Here is a 12,440-nt window from a genome sequence, read left to right as displayed (position 1 = left end):
TATTATTTGTTAGTGGGTTATTGTTATATGTCAACAGCGTCTCTCTTATTGAGGACGCTGTTTTTTATTTCTAGTTAGTATTAAATGTTTTAATGCTCTCCTGGAGTAAAAATTCTAGCTATCAGTCTTCGTCTTTTACCTGTTGCCCGCCTTCTTTCTTGATGTAATCAGAAGGAGTCATATTATACTGTTTAATAAAACATTTTCTAAAGTGTTTGGTATCATTAAAGCCCACTTCATATGCAATTTGTTTAATGGTATACTCTCCTGATAACAGCAACTGCGCACTTCTTTGTATTTTAATAAATCTGATAAACTCTGAGCCCGACATATCTGTAATAGCTTTTAGCTTACGATAAAATGTTGATCTACTCATATTCATTTCCTCTGCCAGTTCATCGGTATTGAAATCAGAATTACTTAGGTTGTCTTCTATTTTAGCGATGATTTTCTTAATAAACTCGCCCTCAAAAGATGTAATTTCTACTTCACTTGGTCCTAAGCTTACTTTTTGTGTAAACAATTCTTTTAGCTTCTTTCTTGATTCTAGTAAATTTCTAACATGAGAAAGTAGTATAGGCGAGTTAAAAGGTTTAGATAAATATACATCGGCACCTTCATTAACGCCTTTTAAATGTGCTGATGAATCAGACTGGGCAGTTAATAAAATAACCGGAATGTGAGAGGTACTCAATGTTGATTTTATCTCATGACACAATGTATATCCATCCATTTCAGGCATCATAACATCGCTAATGATAACATCAGGGATAATATCTAAAGCCATTTTCAACCCTTCTTTCCCGTTAAAGGCTGTAAAAGTTTGATAGTTTGTTTTTAATAAAGAAACCAAGTATTCATTTACTTCTGTGTTATCTTCTACAATAAGCACAATAGGTTTTACAGTTTCAGTTGCTTCGTTTAAACGCTCATCAGCCTCTTCTATAATGGTTTCTTCAGGTGTTAAATCTTCATCTAAAGCCTCGTAAACTGGTAAATCTATGTTTTGATGTGCCTGAAGAGGCAATAATATCCGGAAAGAACTACCCTTTTGTAACTCGCTATCAACCGTAATACTGCCGCTGTGTAATAAAACAAGATCTTTGGTAAATGCTAAACCTATGCCCGTACCAGCAAATTTTCCTGCTTCAGCCTTAGCTACTTGATAAAACCTATCAAATATTTTTTCTTTTTCGCTTTCGCTGATGCCTTTACCTGTATCACTAACAATAATTTCGCAATACGAGGTATTTTGCTCATCTAAGGTATTTACAGTTAAACTAACTGTACCTCCGGTACTAGAAAATTTAAATGCATTTGCTAAGAGGTTATATAAAATGATGGTCATTTTCTCCTCATCGAAATCAAGCATAATTTGGCTACTTGAAGAAGAAAACTGAAATTTTATATTCCTTCTGTTAGCCTCATTCCTAAAAGAATAAAATATTTGCTTGCTAAAAGAAACCATATTTCCTTTAGTGGCATTTAGAGTTAGCTTGTTCGCTTCTGCTTTCTGAAAATCTAATAGTTGGTTTACAAGATTTAATAATCTTTTAGCTTGATCTTGAAGGCTTAAAACTGTTTTTCTTACCCCAAAGTTTAAATTTTCTGTTCTAGATAAGTCATCAAGCGGACCAATCATTAAAGTTAATGGTGTTCTAAACTCATGAGAGATATTGGTAAATAATTTTGATTTTATCTCTGTTATTTCACGCTCTCTTTTTAAGCTTAGGTTAGCCAGTTCTAATTTGTTTTTTAATCTTAACCTGTTTAAACCAATATATCTTGATAGCCATAGTAAAAACAAGAAAACAGATACATAAATAAGTTTTGCCCACCAAGTTTTCCAAGGTGGTGGTAATATGGTGATTTTTAAGGCTGCACCTTTATGATTCCAAATATTATCACTATTTGAGGCTTTAACTTCTAAGGTATAAGTACCCGCCGGAAGATTTGTGTAGGTTACATTACGTCTACGCCCAGCGTTAACCCATTCATTTTCAAAGCCTTTTAAGCGGTAAGTGTATTGGTTTTTATCTGATGCATGGTAATCTAATGCTGCAAAAGAAATGGTTAAGAAATCTTGCTTATAATTTAGGGTAATGTGTGGCGTTTTTAATAAAGATTGTTTTAAAACTACATTGCCTTCAATTTCTTCGCCTACAACAGCTTGTTTATTATTAATGTATAAGTTGGTGAAATATACTGGTGGTAGCATTTCATTAATTTTAATGCTATCTGGGTTAAAATAAGTAATACCCTTTATACCACCAAAGTAAAAAACACCGCTAGCATCAGCAAAAGCTGCATTTTCTGCAAATGCATTTGATACCAAACCATCTCTTATATCAAAGGTTTTAAACTCTTCTGTAGCCGTATTAAAACTGGCTATCCCTTTATTGGTACTTATCCAAATTCTAGATTTTTTATCAGGTAAAATGGCATGTATATAATCGTTAGGGAAATTATCTCTAGCAAAATAATTTTTAAAACTAATTTGATTTTGCTTTTCTATTAATTTATTAAGTCCGTTTGGTGTACCTATCCAAATAGTACCTTTTTGATCTTGCGCTATGCTTAAAACAATACTATTACTAATAGAAGTAGAGTCTTTAATATAGTGTTGGAAGTTTTTAAACCCATCTTTATTTCTGTTGTAAAGGTGTAAACCATTAAAAGTACCTATCCACAGTCTTCCTTTTTTGTCATTAAACATAGCAGTGATACGCTCGCTTTGTAATTTATCCGGAGCAGATGAAAGAGCATATCTTTTCACTAAAGGTTCGCCAGATTTTTGATATCCAACAACTCTATTTAATCCGTTATTTTGGGTGCCTAACCAAATAATACCAGCTTTATCTTTAATAATGGTTGTAATTTTATTTGCACTGATGCTTGTTTTCTCATCAGAGCTGATGTACCTGCTAATCTTACTGTTTGGCTTTAAGCCATCCATGATAAATAAGCCTTCGTTAGTGCCTATCCATAGCTTACTACCATCTTGAAAAACAGTATTCACTCTAAAATTAAAGCTAACTGGCAGCGGTAAATTAACTTTGGTAAAGGTTTTTCCATCTGCAGAATAAACCAAACCACCATCTTTAGTACCTACCCATAAAGCATGATTACTGTCTTTTAATACCGATACAATATGGGTGTTTATTAAGCTCCCTGGTTTGTTATACTGATGGGTGATGTTATAAAATTTCTTTTTGTGAGGGTTTATCCTGTAAATACCACCCTCTGTACCAAACCAAATCACACCAGAGTGGTCTTGTTCTATACTTAAAACAACTTTATTAATGTAGTTTAAATTGTCTGCCGAAGAAAATACATAACGAGTAAAATTTTGGCTGTTGATATTAAATTTGTTTAAGCCACCGCCCCAAGTACCTACCCATAAAAATCCGTTTTGATCTAGTAAAACTCTGTAAGTATTATTATTGCTTAAGCTATTAGGGTTTTTAGGGTCATGGGTATAATTTTTAAAAGCTTTGGTAATAAAATTATAAATAAACAACCCTTTGTTCCAGCTTCCTATGTACAGCGTATTTCTTTTTTTATCTAAAGCTAAAGAGGTAAGGGTAACAAAGTTAAGTCCAAACTTAATCTCAGAAATAAGCTTTTTGTTCTTGTTGTAGTTTCTTAAGCCACTTGTGGTTGCAGTCCAAATCATACCCCTACCGTCGGCAATAATGCTGTTGGCGATACTTTTATCTATCTGTTTAAACTTTTGTGTTTTTTGATTTAAATAGTAAAGCCCTTTAGAAGAGCCAACATAAACATCTCCATTTTGATCTTCATAAACAGAAAATATATCTATAACCCCCTCTACACCAGGTATTATATAACTGGTGATGCTATCCTTTAGAAAATCATATTTATTTAATCCACCTGTTTTGGTACCTATCCAAAGAAACTCTTTTCCGGCATGCATAGCTTCAACAGCTTGGCTAGATAAATTATTGGTAGAGCTTGATTTATTTCTTAATAATTTTAGGTTATAACCATCATAGTGATTAAGTCCACCACGGGTACCAAACCATAAAAACCCATATTTATCTTGTTTTATTGATGTAACCTCATTGTTTACTAATCCATTATCAATAGACAAAAATGTATTAACATTCTCTTGGGCGGTAAGACCTAAAGAATAGCAAAACACACAAAAACAACAAATTATAAGTTTAAACATCTTTATCAAACAAAATAATTGCTTTTATATCGTATTCGCATACCATGAGCAATGTGTGAAGTATTTAATTGGTTTGTTTAGGTTAATTAAATATACCTTAATTTTTAAAATATACCGTACTCCTTTGGTTTATTTTTTACATCATAATCAATAAAAGGAACACTGCTATTAATGCAAAATATACAGCATACTCATAGCGATTTAGTTTCATCATTTCTTTAACTTTTAAGGCAAATTCAAAATACAATTGTGGTTTCTAAATTAAAATTAATATGCTTAGGCTAGATATTTAAAACAGTTCAAAAGAGGGGTACTTTTAGCTCATCTTGATTTTTCTTTGACATGTCTGTACCCTTATTTTGGGCTGTTTAAACCAATATTTTTTAAATCTAATGGTGAAATTAAATTTTAGATTTAAAGCGTATTTACATGAAATCTTATTGCTATAAACTTCTAGTTCTATGTTTCTCTTTGATCAGCTTTAGTGCTCTAGCTCAAGAGATTAAAGTGGCAAGTATTTTTGGAGATCATATGGTTTTGCAGCAAGGTATAGCAATCCCTGTTTGGGGAACAGCACAAGCAAAACAAGAAATTAAAATTGTTTTTGGAGGTAAAAGCTTCGAAACTATTGCAGATGAAAACGGGAAATGGTTGGTGAAATTACCTAAAATGCGAGCTAATCGTATTCCGCAAGAGCTCAATATCATTTCAAAAAGTGATACACTAATTCTAAAGAATATTCTTATTGGTGAAGTTTGGTTAGCTTCCGGACAATCTAATATGCAAACGAAATTGTCTGAGACTAACCAAGCTGCTGAGGAAATAAAACAGGCAAATTACAATCAGATAAGACTCTTCAATGTTGGTTTAAATATCAGTCATCAACCCTTAACTGCTGTTGCAGGAAGTTGGAAAGTATGTAATCAAACAAATGCGGGAGGCTTTTCTGCAGCAGCTTATTATTTTGCTAAAGATTTATATCAAGACCAAAACGTACCTGTTGGTATTATTTCTGCATCATGGGGGGCAACTCCTGTAGAAGCATGGACATCGGGCGAAAGCCTTATCCAACACCCAGATTTTAAAGATTCTGTTCTCAAATATCAAAAACTTGAAGCCAATTGGGAATTACTCTATCTTAACTATTTAAAAGAGGCCGAACTTGCAAAAAAGGCAACACCTCCAGCTAAAGCGCCAGTACTTCCAAAAGAGAAAAACTATCCAACTGCACTTTTTAATGCCATGATAGCGCCTCTTATTCCTTACGAAATTAAGGGGGTTATTTGGTATCAAGGAGAAAATAATGCTAGTAGAGCAGCACAGTATCACAGCTTATTTCCTTTACTGATTAAAGATTGGCGAGCCAAGTGGCAAAAAGATGAAATGCCTTTCTTATTTGTACAGTTGGCAAATTTTAGAGCCAGAAATGTAGAACCTGTATTTGCAGATAACTGGGCTTTACTTAGAGAAGCACAAACAGCTACTTTAAAAGTGCCTTATACAGGTATGGCGGTTACCATTGATATTGGCGATGCTAAAGATATTCATCCAAAGAATAAAAAAGATGTTGGCAAAAGACTTTACCTAGCAGCTAAGGCAATTGCTTATGGTAAATCTATAACCTATAGCGGGCCAATTTATGCCAACAAAACCATAAAAAATAACCAAGTAACCCTAAATTTTTATCATGTAGGTAAAGGTTTAACCACAAAAGGTGAACTAAAAGCATTTGAATTGGCTGGTGCCGATAAGAAATTCTATTGGGCCAAAGCTAAAATTGTAAGAAATAAAATCATCCTAACTTCTGATAAAGTAGCACAGCCTGTTGCTGTACGCTATGCTTGGTCTAGCAACCCCGAAGCAAATTTATATAATAAGGATGGACTGCCAGCAGTACCATTTAGAACAGATGATTGGTAAAACTAATTGAGATAAAAAACTAAAAACTTTAATAGCAGCAAATGAAAATGTTTATGAAGTACCTGTTCGTTTATGTAGTAATAGCGCTTGTTCCGTACGTACTTAAAGCCCAAGAAAGAAGCACTAAAAAACCTAATATCATTGTTATTTTACTTGATGATGCAGGCTATGCAGATTTTGGCTTTATGGGGTCAAAAGATTTGCAAACACCAGAGATTGATAAGTTAGCTAAAAGTGGTATCGTTTTCACTGATGCACATACTAGCGCTACAGTATGTTCTCCGTCTAGAGCCGGATTAATTACCGGCAGATATCAACAACGTTTCGGTTTCGAGTGTAATGGAACTGGAGATAGCCTAGGTTTAGATGTTTCTGAAATTACCCTTGGCGCAACCTTACAGCAAAAAGGTTATAAAACTATCGCCATAGGGAAATGGCATTTAGGTGATAGAGAAGTATATAGGCCAAATGCCAGAGGTTTTGATGAATTTTATGGCTTTTTAGGAGGTTCTAGAAGTTATTTTTCAAATCCGAAAGATGATAAACCGGGTAGCATTAATGCTATCAGACATAACCAAAACCATATAGATTTTAAAGAGGGTTATTTAACCGATGTTTTAGGAGATGCTGCCGTTAATTATATCGATAAATTTAAAAATCAGCCTTTTTTTATGTACTTGTCTTTTAATGCGGTACATACCCCTATGCATGCTAAAAAAGAAGATTTGGAAAGATTTAAAAATCATCCTAGACAATTACTAGCCGCTATGACATGGTCTTTAGATGAAAATATTGGTAAAGTGATGAGAAAGCTAGAAACTGAAAAATTACTAGAAAACACGCTGATTTTCTTTTTAAGTGATAATGGTGGTGCCAATAATAATCAATCTACGGTATTTCCTTTAAAGGGATGGAAAGGGAATAAATTTGAAGGCGGCCATAGGGTGCCTTTTATCATGAGTTGGAAGGGGCAATTACCTGAGGGAGTAAAATCAGATAAACTGGTTTCATCTTTAGATATTTATGCTACTTCTTTGGCTATTGTAGATGCTAAAAATCCTACTCATAAACCGATAGATGGTGCTAGTTTGATACCTTTTAAAGCGAAGGAAAAAGGTCATCAGCAATTGTTTTGGAGAAAAGATGAAGCAGCCGCAGTACGTAAAGGCGATTATAAACTTATCAGGATTAAAGAAGGCGGTACAGTTCTTTATAATTTAAAAGCTGATATTGGGGAGACTAAAGACTTATCTAAACAAGAAACAAAACAATATAAATCATTAAGTAAAGCTTTATTAAGGTGGGAGAGGGGCTTAATTGACCCTTTATGGTTTGAAGAACCAGAATGGATGCAGATTACTTCTGATATTCATAAAGCTTTAATGAATAATCAGAAACCTAAAAAGATTCAGCCTAAAGAGGTTAAATAGCTATTTGAGTTTTATGAATATTTACTATTATTTGGAGTAGAAAGTAAAAGTATAAAGATTCCTAAAGAACGGATATTTAGGAACTGCCTTTAATATTAAGACAAACTTACTCCGAAGAACGAATGGTGGCCTATGAAGATTTGGAAGTATAGTCAATAAATCTTTGCATAAACTTTCCTAGAGCATTATCAGAAAACAATCCGACGGGTGTTGTAAAAACTTCCATAAAGCAAAACCTTTCACACTACTCAGGATTGTAGATAAAGATTTATTTAGACGAAACAACAAATATTATTAGCCTTGATTTATTCATTTTTTGTTTATGGTTTTTCTTAGGCATTCATGAACTCGTTCCTCGTTTTTGTTTCTTTTCATCAAGGAAAAGAAAAAAGCCGTTACCCGGCTAGGGTAGGAAAGACTTGTGCAGGAAGCCTCGAGTTTAAAAGATTTATAAATAGAAGAGTCGAAACCTTATCTGATATACCCAGAAGAAAGTTTCGACTCAACTCATACGATATGATAATTTCTTAAGAGATAGCCGCTTTGTGTTATTTAGAATTAACAGCCTTTAGTATATAACTGTATGCATATTTGCTTTCTAGCAATCTGTATTGTTTATGGGGTAAAGCTCCCCAGCTATTATCACCGCCAACACCTCGTTGTTTTAAATCAACATGTACGGCTATAGATTTTGCCAGAGGCACATCAACCGGATGTTGATTTTTCTTAGTTAAACCAGGGTCTAAATTCTCTGTCGTGTATTTTAAAGCACTAAAACCCAAAGGTTGTAAACCGTTTATTTGGATGCCAGTTCCGTTTTTATCTTTTAATGTTATCCATCTTACATCGGTTTTATAACCATTCTCTTGCGGTCTGATGTAGTTTGCCGTAAACTGATTAGCTACCAGATCTTGGTACAGACCTAAGAAAGACGAAGTGTTTCTGTCGCTGTAATTTTCCCATGGACCACGACCATAATAGGCTAAGTTGTCTAAACTAAGCGGAATTTGTAATCGCATGCCAAAACGCGGAAGCTCTGGCAACTTCTTATTCGTCATATCAATGCTAGCATCCACTTTAATAGCTCCATCATTTAAAATGGTGTAATTTGTGATGTAGATTGCATCAACATCAGTTAAACGATAAGTAGCGTTTATGGTTAAACCTTCGGCAGTTTTTTCTCCAATTTCAACTTTTGTAGCTATTTTATTAAGATGTGCAGTTCTCCAGATATTTCCTGTATTCTGCATTTTGCTTCCAAAATCATTATCGGTTGGCGCTCTCCAGAAATAAGGTTCTGGTATGGCATTTAAAACCGATTCGCCTTTAATACTATAATGTGTTAAGAAGCCTGTTTTGATATTGAAAGTACCTTTAATATCTCCCGAACTGAAATTTAAAAAGTTACCATCTTTTTGAATACTTAAAGTTCCCTGGTTTTGGATATCCTTTTTGAAATAATTTACAGCATCATAACCAAATTGTTCTCTTGCTATCTCAAAATTTGCAGGCACTAGGGCAGAAGCTTGTTTGGTATAAGCATAAACATTTAATAGATACTCGTTACCATCATTAAAGTTAATAGGTGGTAATTTTATGGTCACTTGTTTTTCTTGTTGTGCATCTACTACCGCATTAAAAGTGCCGTTTTTAAGAGGCTCTCCATTTTTGATGATTACCCACTTAAAGTTATAATCGTTTAAATTTTTAAAGCTAAATAGATTCCTTACAGTGATGATACCTTTTTTCCAGTCTTTATCTTTAAATAAAATATCTTGATAAACCTTTTTAACCTCGTATAATCCTGGATGCGGAGTTCTATCGGCAGCTACTAACCCGTTTGCACAAAAGTTCTCATCGTTTTGAAGGTGCAAACCGCCCAAATCGCCACCATAAGCATAATATTGCTCGCCAATTTCGTTTTTAGCTTTAATGCCTTGGTCTACCCAATCCCAAATAAAGCCACCTTGCATATGCTTGCTACTCATGATGATGTCCCAATAGCGCTGGAAATTACCAGTACTATTACCCATAGCATGGGCATATTCGCACATAATGTAAGGTCTGGTTTTGGTATTATCTGCCGCATAAGATTCCATATAAGAAATACTTGGATACATAGGGCTAACAATATCTGTATTAGATTCTTCCATGGCCTGCTCAAACATAACTGGTCTACTAGGGTCTTTAGCTTTTAACCATTTGTAAGCGTCAAAAAATACTTGTCCGTTACCACACTCGTTTCCCATGCTCCAGATAACAACCGATGCATGATTTTTATCTCTTTCAAACATCCTTTCTATCCTATCTTGAAAAGACGGAGCCCATGATTTTAAATAAGCAGGATGTACAGATTGATCAAAGCTGCCAGGTAAAACACCCATGCCATGCACTTCGATATTAGCTTCATCAACTATGTAGAAGCCATACTCATCGGCCAGTTTATAAACTATTGGGTCATTAGGATAATGTGCTAATCTTATTGCATTGATATTGTTTTGCTTCATCAACTGCATATCCTTGATAATGGTTTCTTTATTAGGAACACGCCCTGTAACATCATCATGCTCATGCCTGTTAACACCGTGGAAATAAACTTTTTTACCATTAACCAGAAGCTGTGCATTTTTAATTTCTATCTTTCTAAAACCTATTCTGCTACTTGTAGTTTCAATTAATTTTCCTGCTTTATCTTTCAAGCTAATCACCATGGTGTATAGGTACGGCGTTTCTGCCGTCCATTTAAAAGGTGCTTTAATTTTAGCACTAAAATCAGATGATAAATTATTGTCTATATTTTTAGATTGTTCTATAACCAATTTCTGCTGGGCATCATATAAATGAACAACAGCTTGATAGTTATGAGCAGGCTCTTTCTTGAAAGAAGAAAAAGCTACATCAACGTTCAATAAGCCATCTTTATAGCTATTGTCTAAATCTGCTTTAACAGAAAAATCAGTAATGCAGAAATCGTTTTTAGCAAAAATGTAAACATCTCTTTCTATACCAGATAAACGCCAAAAATCTTGGTCTTCTAGGTAGCTACCATCATGCCACCTAAAAACTTGTGCAGCAATGGTATTTTTTCCTTTTTTCAGATATTTAGTAATATTAAACTCTGCCGGGGTTTTGCTCGCTTTAGTTAAGCCCACTTCTTGCCCGTTAATGTATAAATACATAGCACCAGAAACAGACCCAAAGTGAATATAAGTTTGCTTACCTTCCCAGTTTTCTGGTATTGTAAAGTCTTTTCTATAAGTACCAACCGGGTTAAAAGCATGGTCTATATAAGGCGGGTTTTTAGGAAACGGATAAATAATATTGGTATAAATAGGAATACCAAAACCGTTCATCTCCCAGTTTCCGGGTACTTTTATAGTTTTCCATTGGCTATCATCAAAATTAGCTTGAAAAAAATCTAAAGGGCGTTGCGCTGGTTGGTTAACATGATGGAATTTCCAATCGCCATTTAATAATTTGTATTGGTTTGATTTCGAAAAATCGTCTTTTAAAGCATCATTTACATTTTGATAAGTAGTAAATGTTACATGAGGTTTTTCTAGATTGATATGGACAATCTTTTCGTCTTCCCATTCGCGGTAAGAGAAAATTTTATTTTGTGCAAAGGCATAGTTAGCCACAAGCACAGCCGAAAGTGCTATTTTAAAAAATATAAATTTATACATGGATGAAATAAGTTTATCCTTCAAAAATAGCTATAAGATGTGTTAAGAAGGGGCTTTAAAAGATTCAATATAAGGGTAGAATTAATTCAAGTGAGGGTATTAAGGTGTGATGGTAGAAATGTGGTGAAATTTTATCTTGCAAGATATTGAGCTGATTAGAAGTTCTAACTAGCTAAAAATATTGTCAAAGTTTTAGGGCTTTAATTTCTGTTAATCTTAAAAACAAAAAATCCTCGTAAATGAAATATTTACGAGGATTTAGGATGTATTTTGCGGAGAAGGTGGGATTCGAACCCACGATACCGTTGCCAGTATACAAACTTTCCAGGCTTGCTCTTTCGACCACTCAGACACCTCTCCGGTTTCCCCTTTCGGGGGATGCAAAACTAACTAATTCTTTCAATTTTACAGAACAATATCTCCTAATTTAAACGTTAAGCTTAAATTAGCTTTCTAAAATTTTCGAGATATGAACTATCAGGCTTATTTATTTGATTTAAACGGAACCATTATAGACGATATGCAGTTTCATGCCAGAGCATGGTATGATATTTTAAGCAACGATTTAAAAGCCGATATCACTTTTGAAGAAACCGTTTTACAGATGTACGGTAAAAACCAAGAATTGCTAGAGCGTGTCTTTGGGAAAGGCTATTTCACACAAGAGCAAATGGATAAGCTTTCTATGGAAAAAGAACAGCGTTACCAAGCCGAGTATAAAGCTCACATGAAACTTATTGATGGTTTAGGTGATTATCTAGAAAATGCAAAATCAAAAGGTATCAAAATGGCTATAGGCTCGGCCGCTATTCCATTCAATATTGATTTTATTTTGGATAACCTGCATATCCGCGAGTATTTCCCTGTTATAGTAAGCGCAAATGATGTTGCTTTAAGTAAGCCACATCCAGAAACATTTTTAAAAGGAGCAGAGCTTCTGGGGGTAGCTCCAAGTGCTTGTGTGGTTTTCGAAGATGCACCAAAGGGAGTTGAAGCAGCACAAAATGCCAATATGAAAAGTGTTGTACTTACTACCCTGCATGAACCTGCTGATTTTAACACCTATAGTAATATTTTAACTTTTACAGCTAACTATCAGAATCTAAATCTTTTTTAAAAAAAATGATTTTTTGCCCTTATGAAATTTTTTGGAAAAATAAATAAATGTAAATTATACACTTAATAAAATAAATTGTATTTTGCGATGCT

5 protein-coding genes and 1 tRNA gene are annotated in these 12,440 nt (G+C 34.1%); 3 read left to right on the top strand and 3 right to left on the bottom strand.

The genetic code is table 11. The features are described from left to right. Positions 1–121 precede the first annotated feature (121 nt). A complete protein-coding gene (locus GJJ64_RS07360; RefSeq protein WP_154287073.1) occupies positions 122–4,195 on the bottom strand; it encodes a two-component regulator propeller domain-containing protein in 4,074 nt (1,357 codons plus the stop codon). Between the two features lie 429 nt (positions 4,196–4,624). Between GJJ64_RS07360 and GJJ64_RS07355 the strand changes: the two genes are divergently transcribed. Next, positions 4,625–6,115: a sialate O-acetylesterase gene (locus tag GJJ64_RS07355; RefSeq protein WP_154287072.1), complete on the top strand. Its 1,491-nt coding sequence runs from the start codon at positions 4,625–4,627 to the stop codon at positions 6,113–6,115. A gap of 53 nt (positions 6,116–6,168) precedes the next feature. Continuing rightward, complete coding sequence (locus GJJ64_RS07350; protein ID WP_195759252.1) at positions 6,169–7,545, top strand: sulfatase-like hydrolase/transferase; 1,377 nt, start codon at positions 6,169–6,171, stop codon at positions 7,543–7,545. Between the two features lie 548 nt (positions 7,546–8,093). Here GJJ64_RS07350 and GJJ64_RS07345 read toward each other — a convergent pair. After that, positions 8,094–11,231 (bottom strand): glycoside hydrolase family 2 TIM barrel-domain containing protein, encoded by a 3,138-nt coding sequence (locus tag GJJ64_RS07345; protein ID WP_154287070.1) that lies wholly within the window; start codon positions 11,229–11,231, stop codon positions 8,094–8,096. Positions 11,232–11,504: 273 nt separating this feature from the next. Beyond that, positions 11,505–11,591: transfer RNA gene (locus GJJ64_RS07340), tRNA-Ser, on the bottom strand. Between the two features lie 109 nt (positions 11,592–11,700). Between GJJ64_RS07340 and GJJ64_RS07335 the strand changes: the two genes are divergently transcribed. Beyond that, on the top strand, positions 11,701–12,348 hold the full coding sequence (locus tag GJJ64_RS07335) for an HAD family hydrolase (RefSeq protein ID WP_154287069.1): 648 nt from the start codon (positions 11,701–11,703) through the stop codon (positions 12,346–12,348). The last annotated feature ends 92 nt before the right edge of the window (positions 12,349–12,440 follow it).

Origin of the sequence: Pedobacter puniceum (assembly GCF_009674685.1) — a bacterium.
Taxonomy (GTDB): domain Bacteria; phylum Bacteroidota; class Bacteroidia; order Sphingobacteriales; family Sphingobacteriaceae; genus Pseudopedobacter; species Pseudopedobacter puniceum.
Note: the sequence above shows the minus strand (reverse complement) of the source record. Positions and strands in the feature narration are given on the sequence as shown.

What these genes read in the sequence shown, in the direction of transcription:
- GJJ64_RS07345 (WP_154287070.1), bottom strand. Translation starts at nt 11,231, where the DNA reads ATGTATAAATTTATATTTTTTAAAATAGCACTTTCGGCTGTGCTTGTG.
- GJJ64_RS07360 (WP_154287073.1), bottom strand. Translation starts at nt 4,195, where the DNA reads ATGTTTAAACTTATAATTTGTTGTTTTTGTGTGTTTTGCTATTCTTTA.
- GJJ64_RS07355 (WP_154287072.1), top strand. Translation starts at nt 4,625, where the DNA reads ATGAAATCTTATTGCTATAAACTTCTAGTTCTATGTTTCTCTTTGATC.
- GJJ64_RS07350 (WP_195759252.1), top strand. Translation starts at nt 6,169, where the DNA reads ATGAAGTACCTGTTCGTTTATGTAGTAATAGCGCTTGTTCCGTACGTA.
- GJJ64_RS07335 (WP_154287069.1), top strand. Translation starts at nt 11,701, where the DNA reads ATGAACTATCAGGCTTATTTATTTGATTTAAACGGAACCATTATAGAC.